15 protein-coding genes are annotated in these 18626 nt (G+C 71.6%); 7 read left to right on the top strand and 8 right to left on the bottom strand.

Annotated features, from left to right (window positions below):
* The 7 genes from AB0I23_RS36875 to AB0I23_RS36845 all read left to right on the top strand — a co-directional run.
* Positions 1-608 (top strand): sensor histidine kinase (locus AB0I23_RS36875; RefSeq protein ID WP_359116598.1); only part of this gene is annotated, 608 nt, incomplete at its 5' end.
* Between the two features lie 80 nt (positions 609-688).
* Entirely contained in the window at positions 689-1297 is a 609-nt protein-coding gene (locus tag AB0I23_RS36870; RefSeq protein WP_359116596.1) for a response regulator transcription factor, read from the top strand.
* A 190-nt stretch (positions 1298-1487) separates the two neighbouring features.
* Positions 1488-3326 (top strand): 2-oxoacid:acceptor oxidoreductase subunit alpha, encoded by a 1839-nt coding sequence (locus AB0I23_RS36865; RefSeq protein WP_359116606.1) that lies wholly within the window; start codon positions 1488-1490, stop codon positions 3324-3326.
* Positions 3316-4371 carry a 2-oxoacid:ferredoxin oxidoreductase subunit beta gene (locus AB0I23_RS36860; RefSeq protein WP_359116594.1) on the top strand — a complete coding sequence of 352 codons (1056 nt, stop codon included), beginning with the start codon at positions 3316-3318 and terminating at the stop codon, positions 4369-4371. Before AB0I23_RS36865 ends, AB0I23_RS36860 begins: the two co-directional genes overlap by 11 nt.
* Entirely contained in the window at positions 4368-4688 is a 321-nt protein-coding gene (fdxA, locus tag AB0I23_RS36855) for a ferredoxin (RefSeq protein WP_359116591.1), read from the top strand. The genes AB0I23_RS36860 and fdxA overlap by 4 nt, the downstream gene beginning before the upstream one ends.
* A 153-nt stretch (positions 4689-4841) precedes the next feature.
* A complete protein-coding gene (locus AB0I23_RS36850; RefSeq protein WP_359116589.1) occupies positions 4842-5849 on the top strand; it encodes an AfsA-related hotdog domain-containing protein in 1008 nt (335 codons plus the stop codon).
* A 38-nt stretch (positions 5850-5887) separates the two neighbouring features.
* A complete protein-coding gene (locus AB0I23_RS36845) occupies positions 5888-8632 on the top strand; it encodes an AfsR/SARP family transcriptional regulator (RefSeq protein ID WP_359116586.1) in 2745 nt (914 codons plus the stop codon).
* A 25-nt stretch (positions 8633-8657) separates the two neighbouring features.
* Here AB0I23_RS36845 and AB0I23_RS36840 read toward each other — a convergent pair whose 3' ends face one another.
* The 8 genes from AB0I23_RS36840 to AB0I23_RS36805 form a co-directional block, all read right to left on the bottom strand.
* Positions 8658-9533: a 4'-phosphopantetheinyl transferase family protein gene (locus AB0I23_RS36840; RefSeq protein WP_359116583.1), complete on the bottom strand. Its 876-nt coding sequence runs from the start codon at positions 9531-9533 to the stop codon at positions 8658-8660.
* The gene (locus AB0I23_RS36835; protein WP_359116580.1) at positions 9439-10296 is read right to left on the bottom strand and encodes a 2-oxo acid dehydrogenase subunit E2; all 858 of its coding nucleotides are present in this window, start codon (positions 10294-10296) and stop codon (positions 9439-9441) included. The genes AB0I23_RS36840 and AB0I23_RS36835 overlap by 95 nt, the downstream gene beginning before the upstream one ends.
* The gene (locus AB0I23_RS36830) at positions 10293-10565 is read right to left on the bottom strand and encodes an acyl carrier protein (protein ID WP_359116577.1); all 273 of its coding nucleotides are present in this window, start codon (positions 10563-10565) and stop codon (positions 10293-10295) included. The genes AB0I23_RS36835 and AB0I23_RS36830 overlap by 4 nt, the downstream gene beginning before the upstream one ends.
* Positions 10562-11593: a 3-oxoacyl-ACP synthase III family protein gene (locus AB0I23_RS36825; protein ID WP_359116574.1), complete on the bottom strand. Its 1032-nt coding sequence runs from the start codon at positions 11591-11593 to the stop codon at positions 10562-10564. Before AB0I23_RS36825 ends, AB0I23_RS36830 begins: the two co-directional genes overlap by 4 nt.
* Positions 11590-14649 (bottom strand): type I polyketide synthase, encoded by a 3060-nt coding sequence (locus AB0I23_RS36820; RefSeq protein WP_359116603.1) that lies wholly within the window; start codon positions 14647-14649, stop codon positions 11590-11592. Before AB0I23_RS36820 ends, AB0I23_RS36825 begins: the two co-directional genes overlap by 4 nt.
* Entirely contained in the window at positions 14649-14936 is a 288-nt protein-coding gene (locus AB0I23_RS36815; protein ID WP_359116572.1) for an acyl carrier protein, read from the bottom strand. The genes AB0I23_RS36820 and AB0I23_RS36815 overlap by 1 nt, the downstream gene beginning before the upstream one ends.
* Before the next feature lie 103 nt (positions 14937-15039).
* Entirely contained in the window at positions 15040-16830 is a 1791-nt protein-coding gene (locus AB0I23_RS36810) for an acyl-CoA dehydrogenase (protein WP_359116569.1), read from the bottom strand.
* Positions 16824-18626, bottom strand: coding sequence for an acyl-CoA dehydrogenase family protein (locus AB0I23_RS36805; protein WP_359116567.1), 1803 nt, complete (start codon positions 18624-18626; stop codon positions 16824-16826). Before AB0I23_RS36805 ends, AB0I23_RS36810 begins: the two co-directional genes overlap by 7 nt.

Raw genomic sequence — 18626 nt, 5'->3', positions numbered from 1 at the left:
TCAGCCTCTCCGCCATCACCCTCAAGAGCGAACTCGTCCACCAACTCATCCCCACCCACCCCGACCGCGCCATGAAAGAGATCAACGAAGTCCTGACCATCACCGGCCAGTCCCTCACCGACGTCCGCGAAGCCGCCAGCGGCTACCGCGCCATCTCACTCCAGCAGGAGATCGGAACCGCGCAGACGATGCTCGACGCCGTCGGCATCGACGTACGGGTACAGGTCGAACTCGGCACACTCTCCCCCCACGTCGAGACCGCACTCGCCACCACGCTGCGCGAAGCCGTCACCAACCTCCTGCGACACAGCAACGCCACGCACTGCGGCATCACAGCCGTCCAACAGGGCGGTCTGGTCAGCCTCGTGGTCGAGAACGACGGCGTCGACCCCGCCTACCACAACGCCGCACCCCACAGCGGCAACGGACTCGGTAACCTTCACGCACGCATGACCGCAATAGGCGGACGCCTCGAATCGAGCCACGGAAAAGACGGCACATTCCGCCTCCTCGCCGAAGTACCTACGAGAAAAGGATCGGAAACATCCGCGAAACTATCCGCGGGAATAAGGGAGTTTAAGTTCCCGACCAATGGATCAGCCGCATGACCGCGCACCCCCTCAACAACGGTGCGGACCACGACACCTCGCCACGATCCGGCCCCTCACGGACCGCAGACGGGAGCTCAATGATACGGATACTGATCGCCGAGGACATGAACATGGTCCGCGGCGCCCTGGTTGCTCTGCTGAATCTCCAAGACGATCTCGACGTGGTCTGTGAGGTCGAACGCGGGGACGAGATCGTCGACATGGCACTCAAGCACCGGCCCGAGGTTGCCGTCATCGACATCGATCTGCCAGGCGTCGATGGTCTGTCGGCCGCGACTCAGCTGCGCGAACGACTCCCCCAGTGCCGCACCCTCATCCTCACCAGCCTCGGCCGGCCCGGCACCCTGCGCCGGGCCCTTGAGGCCCGGGTCTCCGGCTATCTCCTCAAGGACGCCCCGTCCGCCGAACTCGCCGCCGCCGTACGGCGGGTGGCCGCGGGTCACCGGGCCTTCGACCCGGAACTGGCGCTGGCTGCCTGGGGAGAGTTCGACAGTCCCCTCACCGTCCGGGAGACCCAGGTACTGCGGCTCGCGGCGGAAGGCACGGAGGCACGGGAGATCGCCTCCATGCTGCGGTTGTCGGCAGGCACGGTGCGCAACTATCTGTCCACCGTCGTCACCAAGCTCAACGCGCGTAACCGGGTCGACGCGATCCGCATCGCCAGGGACGCGGACTGGCTGCCGTGAAGGCATCCGCCGATCGGGGTCAGGCGGCTTTGGCCGGTCACAAGGGTCGCTCAGTACCGTGCGTCGGCAGGCAGCCAGCTGCGTCGACGGGAAGGAGCGGCCGGTGGCCGTTGACACGACTCATACGAGTGACACGAGCGCCCCCGGGGACACGGACGGAACGACTCGTCCGGCTCACGGGGTCCGTCGTCTGGACCGGGTGATCATCCGGTTCGCGGGTGACTCCGGTGACGGTATGCAGCTCACCGGTGACCGGTTCACCTCGGAGACGGCGTCCTTCGGCAATGATCTGTCGACCCTGCCGAACTTCCCCGCCGAGATCCGGGCACCCGCGGGAACCCTGCCGGGCGTGTCCTCCTTCCAGTTGCACTTCGCCGACCACGACATCCTCACCCCCGGTGACGCGCCGGACGTGCTGGTGGCGATGAACCCGGCCGCGCTGAAGGCGAACCTGGCCGATGTGCCGCGCGGCGCGGAGGTCATCGTCAACACCGACGAGTTCACCGAGCGCGCGCTGACGAAGGTCGGCTGGGCCGCCTCACCGCTGGAGGACGGCTCACTGGAGGCCTACGCGGTGCATCCGGTGCCGCTGACCACACTGACGGTGGAAGCGCTGAAGGACTTCGGTCTGACCCGCAAGGAGGCCGAGCGCAGCAAGAACATGTTCGCGCTGGGTCTGCTGTCGTGGATGTACCACCGGCCGACCGAGGGCACCGAGGCGTTCCTGCGGAGGAAGTTCGGCAAAAAGCCGCACATCGCCGAGGCGAACGTCGCCGCGTTCCGGGCCGGCTGGAACTTCGGCGAGACCACCGAGGACTTCGCGGTCTCCTACGAGGTCGCGCCTGCCGCCAAGGCGTTCCCCTCAGGCACGTACCGCAACATCTCCGGGAACCTGGCGCTGTCCTACGGGCTGATCGCCGCGTCCCGGCAGGCGGACCTGCCGCTCTACCTCGGGTCGTATCCGATCACTCCGGCCTCGGACATCCTGCACGAGCTGTCCCGGCACAAGAACTTCGGCGTGCGGACCTTCCAGGCCGAGGACGAGATCGCCGGCAGCGGCGCCGCGCTGGGCGCGGCGTTCGGCGGTGCCCTCGCCGTGACCACCACCTCCGGCCCCGGCGTGGCACTGAAGTCCGAGACCATCGGTCTGGCAGTCTCACTGGAATTGCCGCTGCTGGTCGTGGACATCCAGCGCGGCGGGCCCTCCACCGGCCTGCCCACCAAGACCGAACAGGCCGATCTGCTCCAGGCCATGTACGGCCGCAACGGCGAAGCCCCGGTACCCGTCATCGCCGCGCGGACCCCCGCGGACTGCTTCGACGCCGCCATCGAGGCCGCCCGGATCGCGCTGACCTACCGCACCCCGGTCTTCCTGCTCTCCGACGGCTACCTCGCCAACGGCTCCGAACCCTGGCGCATCCCCGCCCTCGACGAACTGCCCGATCTGCGCGTGGAGTTCGCCACCGGCCCGAACCACACCCTGGACGACGGCACCGAGACGTTCTGGCCCTACAAACGCGACCCGCTGACCCTGGCCCGCCCCTGGGCCGTACCCGGCACCCCCGGCCTGGAACACCGCATCGGCGGCATCGAGAAGCACAACGGCTCCGGGAACATCTCGTACGACCCGGCCAACCACGACCTCATGGTCCGCACCCGCCAGGCCAAGATCGACCACATCACCGTCCCCGACCTCGCCGTCGACGACCCCCACCACGCCCGCACTCTCGTCCTGGGCTGGGGATCCACCTACGGACCCGTCACCGCCGCGGTCCGCAGACTGCGCGCGGCGGGCGACCCGGTCGCACAGGCCCACCTGCGCCATCTCAACCCGTTCCCCGCCAATCTCGGGGAGGTTCTGGGACGTTACGACAGGGTGATCGTCCCCGAGATGAACCTCGGGCAGCTCGCCGCCCTGCTGCGGGCCAAGTACCTGATCGACGCGGTCTCGTACAACCAGGTCGACGGAACGCCGTTCAAGATCGAGCAGCTCGCCACCGTTCTCAAGGAGGCCGTCCATGCCCGTTGAGGCACTGTCGCTCGTGCCGAAGGCGGAAGTTCCGCTCTCGGTACGCGACTTCAAGTCCGACCAGGAAGTGCGCTGGTGCCCCGGCTGCGGCGACTACGCGATCCTGGCGGCCGTGCAGGGCTTCATGCCCGAACTCGGCCTGGCCAGGGAGAACATCGTCTTCATCTCGGGCATCGGCTGCTCCTCCCGCTTCCCGTACTACATGAACACCTACGGGATGCACTCCATCCACGGCCGGGCCCCCGCGATCGCGACCGGCCTGGTCACCTCACGGCGCGATCTGTCCGTCTGGGTCGTCACCGGTGACGGCGACGCCCTGTCCATCGGCGGGAATCACCTCATCCACGCGCTGCGCCGGAACGTCAACCTCAAGATCCTCCTCTTCAACAACCGCATCTACGGCCTCACCAAAGGCCAGTACTCCCCGACCTCTGAAGTCGGCAAGATCACCAAATCGACCCCGATGGGCTCACTCGACGCCCCGTTCAACCCGGTGTCCCTGGCCATGGGCGCCGAGGCCTCCTTCGTGGCACGCACCATCGACTCCGACCGCAAACACCTCACCGACGTGCTGCGGCAGGCCGCCGCCCACCCCGGCACCGCCCTGGTCGAGATCTACCAGAATTGCAACGTCTTCAACGACGGCGCCTTCGACGCCCTCAAGGACCGCCGGCGGGCCGAGGAGGCCGTCATCCGCCTTGAGCACGGCCGGCAGATCCGCTTCGGCGCCGACCGTTCCCAGGGCGTCGTACGGGACTCGTCGACCGACGACCTCAAGGTGGTCACGGTCACACCGGAGAACGAGGCACAGATCCTCGTCCATGACGCCCACCACCCCAACCCCACCGCGGCGTTCGCCCTGTCCCGCCTCGCCGACCCCGACACCCTGCACCGCACGCCCATCGGCGTCTTCCGGTCCGTCGCCCGGCCGGTCTACGACGCCCGGATGTCCGACCAGCTCGAGACCGCCGTCGAGCAGTACGGAAAGGGCGACCTCGCCGCCCTCCTGACCGGCAACGACAGCTGGACCGTGGAGAACTCATGACGTACGTCATCACCCAGCCCTGCGTGGATCTCAAGGACAAGGCCTGCGTCGACGAGTGTCCCGTCGACTGCATCTACGAAGGTCCGCGCAAGATGTACATCAACCCCGACGAATGCGTGGACTGCGGCGCCTGCGAGCCCGTGTGCCCGGTCGAGGCGATCTTCTACGAGGACGCCCTGCCCGACGAGTGGTCCGGCTATCTCACCGCCGAACGAGAGGTCTTCGCCGCGACCGGAGCGCCCGGCGGTGCGAGCAGGGCGGAACCACTGGCCCAGGACCACCCGATCATCGGGGGAGAACCGGTCAAAGCGGGCTGAGCGTCCAGGGTGCGGGTGACGCCGGCCCTCGCACTTCAGTGCGGCTTCCCCGGTCCTTCAGCGGAGTCGGGCAACGTGCACCCCATCAAACGCATGTACCCCGCAAGCGTTTCCGCAGAGCCGCCGGACACCGCCGCAAAGGAATCCCATCCCATGGACACCTTTACCGCGCCCTCCCCCTCCTTCCTCGGCGCGCACCATCTGGTCCACAGGCCGGCCAGCCCCGAGGCCTTCCTGCTGAAGGCGACCGCGCCGACACGGCAGAACTTCACCTTCTCCGCAGAACTACCCGAAGAACACCCGCTGTTCGGCGACTCCGTGTCGCGGTACCACGATCTGCTGTTCCCCGTGGAGTCACTGCGCCAGACCATGCTGTTCGCGGCACGCCGGTACTTCAGAGTGCCGGCGAGCTGGCACCCCGTGGTGGCCTCCGGCAGCGCCGAGATCACCCGCCTGGACGCTTGGCGCCGCGGCGACATGCGGGCCGGGATCGCTCTGGAACTCGGGATGACGCCCCTCGACATCGTGGGCGGCGTGCCGCGCGGCCTGGAGTGCGAGGCCGCCGTCTCCATCGACGGCGAGCGCTGTGGCACCGCCTCGGCCCGGCTGGTCTTCCTCGCCCAGGGCGTCTACCACAGCCATCGCGAACTCGGACGGCGGCAGAGCGAGGAGTCCATGGCCGCCGGGCACGGTGATCAGGCGTCCCCGGGCGTGCCGCTGCCCGAACAGGTGGGTCACCGGGACAGCCGTAACGTCCTGATCGGGCTGCCCGAGCACACCGGAGCGGACGGCCATGACGGACTGGCCTTCCCCATCGACGCCAGGGCGGCCGCCGAACTGCGGTTCGAGGCCGACGCGCCGAACGACGTGCCGCCGATGCTGTTCCTGGAGGTGTCCCGCCAGGTGGGGCTGCTCGCCGCCGCGGAGCTGCGCGGCTTCGTCCCCTCGCACGCCGTACTGTCTCGATGGCAGGCCTCGTTCCGCGGCTTCGCCGAGCCCGGGCTGCCGCTGCACTGCACGGTGCGGGAGGGAGTGCGCCGCTCGGACGGGCGGGTGTGCCGGGACGCGGCGGGCCGACCGGTGGCGGAGCTGCGGCTGTCGTTCCTCCAGGGCAGCCGGGTCGTGGCGCGGGTCGCCGCGTCCGTGCTGCAGGACTGCTGAGCCGCGCGATGAGATACCGAGTACTCGGCCCTGTGCACATGACGCCTCGTACGCCGTCCGCGGCCAAGCCGCGCGCGGTCCTTGCCACCCTGTTGGTGCAGAGCAACACGGTGGTGTCGACCCATGCTCTGATCGACGAACTGTGGAGTGCGGGGCCACCGCGCACGGCCACCACCACCCTCCAGGTGTATGTGTCCCAGCTGCGCAAGACCCTGCTGGAGGACACCGGAACCACGGTGGAGACGGGCACGGTGCAGCCCCTGCTGACCCGGCCCCCCGGCTATCTGATGCGGGTCGCCCCGGAGGAACTGGACCTGGCCGTCTTCGAGTCGCTGCGGGCCGAGGGCCGGGCCGCGTACGGCCGACGCGAGTACGAGGCCGCCTCGCGGACGCTGAGCCGCGCGCTCGGGCTGTGGACGGGACCCGCGCTCTCGGGCATACCGCACGGACCCTCGCTGGAGACCTCCGCGATCCGACTGAACGAACTGCGCGCGGAGGTGCTGGAACAGCGGATCTCCGCCGATCTGCGGCTCGGGCTGCACCATGAACTGGTCGGTGAGCTGATGGCCCTGGCACACGAACATCCGCTGCGCGAGACGCTGCACTGTCACCTGATGGTGGCGCTCTACCGGTCCGGGCGGCACTCCGACGCCCTGCAGGTCTATCACCGGGCGCGGCGCTCACTCGTCGACGAACTGGGGGTGGAGCCCGGGCCGGTGCTGAGCAGACTGCAGGAGCGCATCCTCGCCTCCGATCCCTCCCTGGCCTGGCACGGTGAGCCGGAGCGCCGGCTCGTTCCCGTCGGCGGATCCGACGACCGCCCGGCCGACCGGTCGACCGGCGGGTCGGCCGGCGGGTTCGCGGGGTACGGCCGGGATGCGGGGTCCACGGTGTGGCTACCGCCGGCCGTGGCGGACTTCATCGGACGCGAGGAGCAACTGGCCTTCGGTGAGCGGCTGCTGGCAGGCGATCCGCCGGGTCGGAACAAGGTGCTCGTGCTGTCGGGCCGGGCGGGCGCCGGAAAGACGGCGCTGGCCGTGCGACTCGCCCACGACGCCGCCGACCGGTTCCCCGACGGACGAGTCCTGGTGACGTTGCGGGACGCCGACGGGCGAGCCGTCGAACCGAGGACTGCCATGGCGACCCTGCTGCGACGACTGCGCGGGCCGCAGGGAACGGGCGCGGGAACGGCAGCGGATTCCGGCGCGAAACCGCTGCCGTCGTCCGAGATGGAACTCGCGGAGCTGCTGCACGGACGCACCGAGGGCCGCAAGATGCTCGTCATCCTGGACGATGCCGTCTCGGAGGCACAGGTCCGGCCGGTGCTGTCGGCCGTGCCCGACAGCACGGTCATCCTGACGAGCCGTCACATGTTCGGCGCGCTGGAGAGCGTGCAGCACCTGCCCCTCGACGTGCTCTCCACGCGTGAGGCCGAGGCTCTGCTCACGGCGTGCGGCGGCCGTCGGATGCGGGACGACCCGGAGGCTGCAGGAGAGATCGTCCGGCTCTGCGGCCGGCTGCCGCTGGCCCTTCGGGTGGCGGCCGCCGGGCTCGCGGCCCGCCCCCACTGGACCGCCGCCGGCCTCGCCCGGCGGCTGCGTGACGAGCGGACCCGGCTGGCCGCGCTCGCACTGGGCGATCTCGACGTACGCGGCACTCTGCTGACCGCCTACCACGACGTGGACGAGGAGGCCAGGCACGCCTTCCGGATCCTCGGGCTGGCCGCGCTGCCCCACTTCGCCCCCTGGAGCGCGACCGCGCTGCTCGCCACGGACCCGGTGGAGGCCGAGCGGCTCACCGAAGAACTGGTGCAGGCTCATCTGCTGGAGGCAGAGCGGCGGCCGGGGCGGCTGGCCCCCGTGCGCTACGGCTTCCACGCGCTGCTGCGCTCGCTGGCCCTTGAGGTGCTCGCCCAGGAGTCCCCACAGGAAGGCCCCGCGGCCGCGGAACGGCTGTGCCGTGCCTTCCTGACCCTGGCCAGGCACGCGGACGCACAACTGGCGCCCGGCAGAGAACGGCTCACGTACGAGGCCGAACCCCTGCCCGCGATCTCCCCCGAGGAGGTGGTCGGCAACGCGCCGCTGCGGTGGTTCCAGGAGGAGTCCGCGGGCCTGTCGGAGGCCGTGCGCCAGGCCCATGCGGCCGGGTTGTGGAGTCTGTGCTGCTCCTTGGCCTCGGCCACGGCCGGCTACTACGAGGCGGGCGCCCTGTGGGACGAGTGGGAGGCGACGCACGACCTCGCGCTGGACGCGGCCCGCCAGTCCGGTGACGTCCACGCGGAGGCCGTGATCCTGCGCTCCCTCGGCGACCTGGCCTGGCAGCGCCACCAGACCTCACTGGCGATCGACCGGTACCGCCTCGCCTGGCACCTGTTCACCCGCCACGGTGACCGGGTGGCGGCGGGCCGCTGTCTGTCCGCCGAGGCGGACGCGCTCCTCGCCATGGGGCAGGTCGCGCGGGCCGGGCGCGTCTATGCGCGCGCCCTGTCTGTGAGCCGGCTGGTCGACGACGCGCGTGGCTCAGCCGATTCGCTGCGCGGACTGGCCCTGGTGGCGCAACGCGAGGGCCGCCACGAGGAGGCACTCGCCCGACTGGAGGAGTGCGAGAGCGCCGCGCGCTCCGCCGGCGACCACCGCTGGACCGAGTACGCGCGGCGCACGGCGTCCGCCCTCCGCGTGACACTCGCGTCGGGCCAGACGGCCGTGGCGTCCTCGATCCCACTCGAAGTCCGCCCCGGTGTCTGGCTCTTCCACCCGTCACGACCGGCCCAGCGAGCCGCGTGAGGTCCGCCCGCCCGGTGCCGGGGCGCTACCCCCGGCACCGGGCGGGTGCCTCCTGCTCCTCCTCGTCCAGTGCCGCCAGCAGAGCGTCGACGATGCCCGGGTCCAGTGCCGTGGCCGCCGCCGGGTCCGTCGTGCGGCCGAAGCCGGAGTCGCCGACGGCGACGCCGAGGGTGTAACAGCCGGCGAACGACAAGGTGTGGAAGGCCCACCCGCCGACCGTGCCGGGGGTGCCGTCGGGGCGCAGCACGTCCGTGGGCGCTCGGTCCGGGCTGAAGCCGAAGTCGGTGAAGCGGAACAGCATGCCGAGACCGATGGCCTTGCTGTAGGCCTCCTTCAGGGTCCACAGGCGAAGCATGGCGGGGTTACGCTCGGCGACCGGCATGGCCTCGATCCGCTCCGCCTCGTACGGGGTGCACATGTGCCGGCCGAGACCTGACCCGTACAGGACGCGGTCGCTGCGCTCGGTGTCGACGCCGATGACGCCGTCGGTGGCCAGGCCGACCAGCAGCAGGTCATCGGTGTGACTGAGGCTGATGTGCACACCGTCGTAGCCGCGCAGGCAGGGGCGGCCGGTGAGGCCGTAGCCGAGCTCGACGGACTGGGGCCGTACGCCGAGCGCGGCCGCGGCGGCGAACTTCAGCAGGACGCGGGAGGCGGCGAACCGGGTACGGACCCGCGGGTGCGTCAGCTCCAGATAGCGCTCCCAGTCGTGGCCCAGGAGCGCGCGCAGCCGCCGCGCGCCCGCCCCTTCCGGTCGCCAGTCGTCCTGGCGGGCGCAGAGTACCGCGGCCCCGTGCCGGTCCAGGTCAGCGCGTACTCTGCTCCAGTCCGCCGAGGGGCCGGAGATCGCGATCGGCTCCCCGAGGGCCGGGCCCGGGGTCCGGCGCCCAGGTGCCGTCATCAAAGGTCTCCATCGTGTGGTGGAGATCGGACAGCACGTCGGCCGCGGTCGCGCCGTCGATCACCCGGTGGTCGAAGGTGAGGCCTAGTCGCATCGTGGGCGCGGGCACCACGACGCCGTCGCGGACCACCGCACGGTCCACGATGCGGCCCGCGCAGAGGGTCACGGCGGTGCCGCCGGCCGAGTGGAAGCCGTCGACGTTCCGGTGGCCGAGCGAGCTGACCGAGACGGTGCCGAACACGCCGGCGCGCCTGTGCGGATCGCGCAGCACCGCGGCGAAGGCGGCTCTGCCGAGCGGGACCGGAAGCCGGCCCAGCATCCGTACGCCCTTGAACTCGGGCAGTTCGGCGGCCTGTTCGCCCCGGTAGCGGTCGATGCGTTCCTGGATCTCGCACAGGTTCGCGGACTCCAGGCCGGGAACGAGCGCCGAGAGCACGGTGCGCTCGCCCTCGACGGGCCGGTCCAGGGCGAGTTTGGCGGTGACGCCGTCGAAGCGGACGATTCTCGGGCGTCGCAGCAGTCCGGGCCAGCCGGGGGCCATGACGGCGTTGGCCTCCGGGTGACGGTCGAGGACCCGCCCGGCGGCGTACAGCAGGTAGCCGACGACCGAATAGCGCCGGCCGTTGTCGCGGGCGGCGGCGCGGTGCGCCTGGATGCGGGTCATGTCGATGTCGGTGTCCAGGTGCACGGGCCGCTGGGCCGCCGCCCACTCCAGGAAGTACAGGGTATGGCGGCGGCGTTGTACGGCGGCGGTGGTGCTCACCCGGTCACCGCCAGCTCGTAGATCTCCTTGAGGCTGCGGGCCTCCAGGACCTTGCCGACCGGGACCTTGCGGCCGACGGCGGGTTCCAGGGCGGTGACGAGCTTGAGGAGGTACAGCGAGTCCCAGTCGGGGAGTTCGTCGAAGTCGGCGGCCACCTGCTCGGGTGCGAGCGGCATACCGATCTCGTCATTGACGAGCCGGACGTAGTCGTCGAGGGTGAAGCAGCCCGGGGCGGGAACGGGCGCGTAGGCGGTGCTGTCGATGCTCATATCTTCTCCAGGGCGAAGCCGGCCTTGATCCATTTGCTGGACTCGACGGCGACCGCGAGGGCCCGCTCGCCGACCGACATCCGCTCCAGCAACTTCTCGATCTGCAGGAAGGGCAGGGCGTTTCCGTTGTTGCCGGTGTCCGCGACGCACGAGACGTCCTTCGCGGTCGGCACGTCGAGTTCCTCGGTGATGCGGCGGGTCATCCGGCCGGACAGCTGGGGCGGCAGCAGATAGTCGAGCTGGTCGGCCTCCCAGTCGAGTTCACCGAGCATCTCCCAGAGGATCTCGACCGCCATGACGGGCACGGACTCCTCGATGGCCTTGTAGTCCTCGGTGAGGGCCTGCCGGTCGTCGTACCGGTCGGCGAGCCCGAACCACTCGATGACCTGACCGGGCTTGCGGCCCAGCCCGGTGAAGCGGTTGAGGACGTGGCGCAGCGCGACGCGCTGTCCGCGCGGCTCGTCGGTGAGGACGGCCGCGCCGGCCCCGTCGCCGAACAGGACGTAGTTGACGAGGTCGCCGGGGGCGGCGCCGGACACGTCGCGCTGGAGGTCGAGGTGTTTGCTGCACACGTCGCCGCCGATGACCAGACCGGTGCGGTACTGACCGGAGGCGATCATCGCCTGGGCGACACCGAGGGCCTGTACGGCACCGGCGCAGCCGGACTGGAGCTGGAAGGTGGGGACCTGGTCCAGGCCGAGCTGGTCGGCGACATGGTTGACGGTGGCGGGCATCAGGGTGTCGGGGGTGGCCGTGCCGAGGACGATGAACTCGATCTCGGACGGGTCGACACCGGGGGCGGCGAGTGCCTGCTCGGCGGCCTGCGCGCACAGGTCGGCGAGCGACCAGCGCACCACGCCCGTGCCGAGGTCCCGGGCGAAGTACCGCGTCCTGGTGCCGATGAAGACCTCGATCCACTCCTCGTTGATGCCGAGCACCTTGGACAGGGTGGCGTTGTCCACCGGGTCACCGGGCAGAGCGGTGCCGATGGAGGCGAGATAGCTGGTCGCAGTCGTCGGAGTGGTCATACCGTCCTCTCTTCTTCCATGAGGGCCCGGTTCTCCCCGACGTCGCCGAAGCTCGCGGGACCGGGTATCGCCGCGCCGAGTTCGCGCAGGAAGGCGATGAGGTCGCCGACGGAGGAGAGCCGGGGCAGCAGGTCCTGGACCGTCAGGGTGCCGATGCCGGCGAGCCGGGCCTCCAGCCGGTTCTTGAGTTCCATGATCATGACGGAGTCGAAGCCGAGATCCTCGTAGAGCCGGTCGTGCGGGCCGATGTCGGCGTCGGTGTAGCCGCCGACCAGCCGGACGGCGCCGAGGACGGCGTCCGCGACCGGGTCCGCCGGTCCGCCGGGCCGGTCCGGGGTGAGGACGGACGCGGGGGCGGTTTCCGGCTCCCGGTGCGGTACGGGCGCCGAGGCCGTCGGCACGGCGACCGTTCCCGGGCCCCGCACCGGATTCCTCGCCCAGTAGCGGTGTTCCGTCGAGAAGGTGTACGGCGGCAAGGGGTACGCAACCCGTTCCTCGGGTGCGTACGCGGCGTCCCAGTCGGGTTCGACGCCGCCCCGGTACAGCTCGGCGAGGGCCTCGGCGAGGGCCCGGCCGGCGGACTCGGGGCCGCGCACCGGCAGGACGTGTGCCGGGCCCGCGCCCGCGGCGGGGTGGCCGAGGCGGCGTACCATCCCGGAGAGCACCGGCTGGGGGCCGATCTCCACCAGGTGGGTCGGGCCCTCGGCGAGCAGCGCGGCGGCGGCTTCACCGAACAGCACTGTGGCGCTGATGTGTTCGACCCAGTACGGGGCGTCCATCGCCTCGCCGTCGAGCACCCGGCCGCGTACCGTCGAGTACACCGGGATCTCCGGCACTCCCCCGCCGACCTCGGTGGCGATCTTCGCGAAGCGGGCCAGTACGGGCCGCATCAACGGCGAGTGGAAAGCGTGCGAGACCTGCAGTCTGCGGGTGGTGAGTCCCTCGGCCGCGATCTCGGCACCGAGCCGTTCCAGGGCCTCCAGGTCGCCGGAGAGCACCGTGGACGTGGGGCCGTTGACCGCGGCGACACCGACCAGGGGTTCCGGCTCGAGCCGGGCCGCCAGGTCCGCCCGGGCGGCCCGGACGGCCAGCATGCCGCCGCCCGTGGGGAGTTCCTGCATCAGGGCACCGCGGGCGGCGACCAGCCGGGCGGCGCCGTCCAGCGGGAGCGCCCGGGCCAGGACTGCGGCGGCGAACTCGCCGACGCTGTGACCGAGGAGCATGCCGGGGTGCACGCCGAGTTCCGTCAGGGTCCGGCCGAGGGCGTAGCCGACGGCGAACAGCGCGGGCTGCGTCCACCGGGTGCTGTGGACCGCCTCGTCGCCGGCGAGGACCAGGTCGCGCACGGACCGCCCCGTGTGCGGCAGCAGTGCGGCGTCGGCCTCGTCGAGGAAGTGCCGGTACAGCGGCGACTGTTCGTACAGTGCGGCGGTCATCCGCGGGTACTGCGAGCCCTGCCCGGTGAACAGGAACGCGGGGCGGGGCCGCTCGGCGGGCCGGCCGGAGAGCCGGGCCAGCAGCTCGGGGTCGGCGGCCGACTCGCGCAGTCCGGCGACGAGTTCACCGGTGTCGGTGGCGGCGGTCGCGAAGCGGTGGCGGTGGCCGGCCTTGACCCGGTTGCTGGACCTCGCCAGCGGGCCCAGCGGTACCCGGCGGGCCGCCACCGCGTCCGCCTGGGCCAGCAGGTTGCGGCGCAGCGCGTCGGCGTTCGGCGCGGTGAGGGTGAAGACGGCGGCGCCGATACCGCCCGGCGCGGCGCCGTTCACCGGTTCGGGACGAGCGGCGTGCCCGGGCGCGGACTCCAGGACGGCGTGGGCGTTGGTGCCGCCCATGCCGAAGCTGCTGAGTCCGGCGACGGTGGGGCCGGCGGGCAGCCGCAGCGGTGCCTTGAGCAGCCGCAGCCCCTGGTCGCGCAGTTTGAGCTGCCTGCTCTCCTTGGCCGCGAAGCGGCTGGCGGGGACCACCCGGTGGTGCAGGGAGAGGGCGACCTTGATCAGTCCCGCGATGCCGGCGGCGCCCTCGGTGTGGCCGAGGTTGCCCTTGACCGAGCCGAGTGCCATGGGCTTGCCGACGCGGCCGGCGTGGTGGTGGCCGAGTGCCTTGGCCTCCATCATGTCGCCGAGGCTGGTGCCGGTGCCGTGGGCCTCGGTGAAGACCACGTCGGAGGGCTCGACTCCGGCCCGGCGGTAGGCGGCGCCGAGCACCTCCTGCTGGGCCCAGCGGCTGGGCGCGGTCAGCCCGTTGCTGCGGCCGTCCTGGTTCACGGCGATGCCACGGATGACGGCGTACACGCGTTGACCGTCGGCGATCGCGTCCCGCAGCCTGCGCAGCACGACCACGCCGACGCCCTCGCCGCGGCCGATGCCGTTCGCCTCGGCGCTGAAGGGCTTGCAGCGCCCGTCGGGGGCGGAGAGCCCGGCCTGGGTGTAGAAGATCGACAGAGCCGGGGTGAGGGCCACGTTGACGCCGCCGACGAGCGCGTGGTCGCACTCCTCGGACAGCAGGGCGTTCACCGCGAGATGGGCGGCGACAAGCGAGGAGGAGCAGGCGGTGTCGACGGCGAGGCTGGGGCCCTTCAGGTCGAGGTGGTACGAGATCCGGTTGGCTGTCATGCAGTAGCCGTTGCCGGAGCCGACCTGGGCGGTGACATTCGCGTAGTCGGTGAGGTGCAGTTGCGCCCACTCGTTGCCCATGATGCCGACGAAGACCCCGGTCCGGGTGCCGGCGAGGTTCCGCGGGGCGATCCCCGCGTCCTCGACCGCCCGCCACGCGGACTGCAGCAGCAGCCGCTGCTGGGGGTCCATGGCGGCCGCTTCGCGCGGCGAGATGGTGAAGAACTCGTTGTCGAAGGCGTCCGGGTCGGCGATGAATCCGCCCTCGGTGGTGTTGGTGTGTCCTTCTTCCCCGGCCTGCGAGTGGAACTCCTTGGCGTCCCAACGCTGCCGGGGCACCTCCCCCACCCCGTCTGCGCCGCGCATCAGCAGGTCCCAGTAGGCGCCGGTGTCGGGCGCCCCCGGGAATCTGCAGTCGATGCCGACGATGGCCACGGGCTCCATCAAGCGCCGCCGCCCTGCGCGGTGTCCGCGGCGAGCTCCTCCACGAGGTGGCCGGCGAGCGCGTGCACGGTCGGGTAGTCCCAGGCGACCGTCGGCTCCATCACGAGGTCGAAGTCGTCCTCGATGTCTCCGCACAGGCTGAGGGCGGCGACGGAGTCGAGACCGTACTCCGCGAGGGGCACGTCCGGGGCGATCTCGGCGGGCTGCCGCTTGAGGTAGAGGGCAATGCGCTCGGCCAACCACGTGGTCAGAGACTCGGTGGTGTGTCCGGTGGTCGGAACGGGCATGGTGCACTCCTCGGCGGGGGTGAGCGGTTGTCGCTTGCTGTCGTGCCGGCGTCCGGCGGCCGTCGCGGACGGCCGGGGTCCGTGGGCGCCCGGCCGGTGTCCGTCAGCCGGCGAGCGGGGTGTCGTACAGGTCGTAGCTGCTGCGCGCATGGAACCTGCGCAGTACTTCCTCGTGCATCCGGGCGTCCACGGACGCCGGGAGTTCGGCGGGCCGCCGGCCGAGCCGCCGGACCAGCCGGTGCAGTGCGGCGGCGAGCCACGCGGGGTCGGCAAGGAACGCGTCGCCGCCGTCGCGGGTCGCCTGCTGCCGGACACCGATCGCCGAGGCGGCCGCGAGCAGGACGGCGTACCGGTCGGCAAGGGCGAAGGCGGCGGGGCAGGCGAGCGCCGTACGGTCCTGGGGTGCGAGCGCGCGGCTCGCCTCCTTGACCTGCCGCAGCTCGTCCACCAGTTGCAGCGCGAGCCCTTGGACGGCCCGCTCCTCGGGCGCCGCGCCGGGCAGCCGGTCCACGGCGGCGACCAGCGTGGCGCTGAGCCCGTCCCGTCCGCTCGCCAGGGTGAGCCTGTCGAAGGGGATCTCCGGCAGCTCGGAGCGCGGCCGGAAGAGTTCTGCGGGAGCCGGTTCGTCGCTGAACCAGGAGCGCCGGGCGAGCCGGGACAGCTGGGGAATGATCGTGGCCTGGCAGGCGGCGGAGCCGGCGTGGCCGAGGCTGAGCACCGGCAGGTCACGGATGTGCTTCTGGAAGATGCCGTGCTCACCGTCACGGATGTAGAAGCGGGCGCCGAGCACGATGGAGAGTTCGTACATGGCGTCGGTGAGCAGCTTCGGGACGAGGTACTTGGTGGCGGCGGCGAGGACGCTGGTCTGCTCGGGGAGCAGGTGCACCGCCCGGGTCGCGGCCAGGGAAAGGCTGTCGCAGGTCAGGAGATCGGTGAAGGCCCCGGACAGGGTGGCTCTGGCGTGCGGGACCTCCATGACGGACTTGCGGTAGAGCCGTCGGCCCAGCGCGAAGCGTACGACGGTCCGCAGGGCCGTGTCGGTGGTGCCGACCGCCATGCCGGGGAGCGCGGCCCTGGTGATCTGGAAGGCGCGCAGGGCGGTTTCGACTCCCCTTCCGGTCTCGCCGACGAGGGCCGAGGCGGGCACGGGTGTGCCGTCGAACCGGAGTCCGGACAGGTGGCAGCCGCGCACGCCGGCGGCGTCGTATCGGGGCAGTACCTGCCAGGTGTCCGTTTCGAGCCCTTCGCGCTCGACGAGGAGCACGGAGTGGCTGCGGCTGCCCGGTGCGGAGCTGGTGCGGCTGAACAGCACCCAGGCGTCCGCGCGGTCGGCGTTGTTGATGACCTGCTTGGCGCCGTTCAGCAGGTACCCGCCTCCCTCCGCGGGGCGGGCCTCGAACTCGTTGCGCACGAAGTCGTTGCCGTGCGCGAGTTCGTGGTAGGCGACGGACACCTTGCCGCCGCCGGTGAGGATCCGCGCCAGGCGTGCACGCTGCGCGGCGTCCCCGGAGGTCCAGACGTTCACGCCGGCCATGAAGGAGGTCACGCCGTAGCCGAGGCCGAGGGCCACGTCGCGGCGGAACACCTGCCGCATGACACGTACCAGGGTGTCGAGCCGCTCCAGGCGGCCGCCCTCGGCGCGCGGCACGAAGTCGGCGCCGAGTCTGAGTTCGTCGAGGGCGCGCTCGCCGGCCGCGGAGAGTTCGGCCGCCTCGTCCGCCTCGATGAGCCGGGCGTGGGACAGTTCGTTGCTCTCGTCGGTGGGGTCGCCCAGCCGTCGGTCCAGTTCGGCCACGCGCGCCGCGGCCCGCGCTTCCTGTCCCGGTGCCCCGTGACCGTCCTGTGCTGCGGCGGTCGCCGGGTGCGCGTCCTGGGGCTCTGTGCCGATCAGCATGGCGTCCTCTCACTCTCGCCGGCAGCCGCGTCGGGCGTCGCGGGCTGCCGCTCAGGGCCCCGCTGCGGCAGCAGCGAGAACAGCCGGCCCGAGGAGCGGGCCGCCCGCAGGGCTCCGAGCAGTTCTTCGTAGGTCTCCGGGCCGGCCGCCGCCGGTTCGCCGAGGCGGACCAGCAGCCGGTCGAGGGCGGTGTGCAGCCACAGGCCGTCGCGCCACAGCGGCCCGGTGCCGGGGTCGTCGCAGGCGTGGTCGGTGCTGTGCGTCCACAGGCCGAGGCAGGCCGCTCCCGCCCAGCACAGGGTGTAGCGGCGCGCGACCTCGAAGGCGGCGGGCGGGACCTCGGCGAGCGCACCCTGGTACTCCTCCATCTCGGTGTGCACCGCGGTGGTGACGGCGAGCAGCCGCCGCGCGGCCTCGGCCACCGGGCCGAGCGCGGGGTTCAGGCCCACGCGCCGGGTGATCGCCTCGACGGAGGCGGCGAGGCCGGCCATGACTCCGCTGCCGTGCCGGGCGACCAGCGACAGCCTCGTGGGGTCCAGGGGCGGCAGCGGTGTGCCGAGGTCGCAGGCGGCGTCACTGCCCGCCGTGTCGCCGGTGCCGCGCTGGAAACCGCGGACCAGTGAACGGAACTGGTTGACCAGGGAGTTGAGGTTGACCAGGGTGTTGCCGTCGAAGAGTCCGACGATGCGGTGGTCACGCTCGACCTTCTGGAACCGGCCGTCGGCGTGGACGTCCTTGAGGAAGGCGCGGGCGCCGAGCAGCCCGGTCAGGTCGGCGAGGACCTGGTCGGTGCCGGTGGGCAGCAGGTACTTGGTGACGGCCGAGGTGACGCTGAGTTCCGCGGTCTGGGTCTGTACGGCGCGGGCGGCGACCAGGGCGACCGCCTCGTGCAGCAGCACGTCAGCGGCGGCGCCGGCCACCACGTGCCGGGCCTGCGGGAGGTCGATCAGCCGCCGGCCGTACAGTTCGCGCTCCTCGGCGAAGTCCAGGCCGAGCCGTAGCCCGTGGTCGCCGGCGCCGAGCGACAGTGCCGCGCACATGGTGCGGGTGAGCTGGAGCGCCTTCAGCACGACCTCCAGGCCGGCGCCCTCGGCACCGACGAGGGCGCTGCGCGGAACCCGGGCGCCGTCGAAGACGATGCCGGAGATGTCGGCGCCGCGGATGCCGTGGGTGCGGATCTTCGGGAGGTGGCGGTAGGCGTCCCCGTCGAGTTCGCGCTTGTCGACGAGGAGGACGCTGAAGCCGCGCGGGCCCCCGTCCGGGCGAGTGCGGGTCAGCAGCGACAGCACCGACCCCCGGGTGGCATTGTTGATCAGCCACTTCTCACCGCTGACCAGCCAGTGGTCCGCGGTGTCCGCCACCTTGTCGTCGGTGCGCACCTCTCCGGCGAGCAGGTCGCTGCCATGGGCGCGTTCGGTGAGCCCGAGGGAGACCGGGACCCCGGCCATGATGTCGGCGCCGAGCCGGGCGCCCTGCTCCGCGGAGCCCGCCACCCATACGCAGACCCCGCCGAGGTAGGTCTTGCCGTGGCCGATGGCGCAGGTCAGATCGCGGCGGGCGACGGCGCGGACGAGTTGGAGCACCTGCTCGTAGTCACGCAGCCTGCCGCCGTGCTCGACCGGTACGTACTGGTCGGGCAGGCCCCACTCCTGGAAGCGGCCGCAGATGTCGGCGGGGAACTCCTCCTTGTCGTCGAGTTCCGCGCAGCGCGCGTAGGAGAAGACCTCGCCGGGGTCGTTGGGGTCGCCGAGGAAGCGGTCGAACTCCTCCGCGAGCCGGTAGGGCGGGTGTTCCAC

This window comes from Streptomyces atratus, from assembly GCF_040655115.1.
Classification (GTDB): domain Bacteria; phylum Actinomycetota; class Actinomycetes; order Streptomycetales; family Streptomycetaceae; genus Streptomyces; species Streptomyces atratus_D.
The sequence above is the reverse complement of the archived record's forward strand: the minus strand, read 5'-3'. Positions and strand labels throughout refer to the sequence as shown.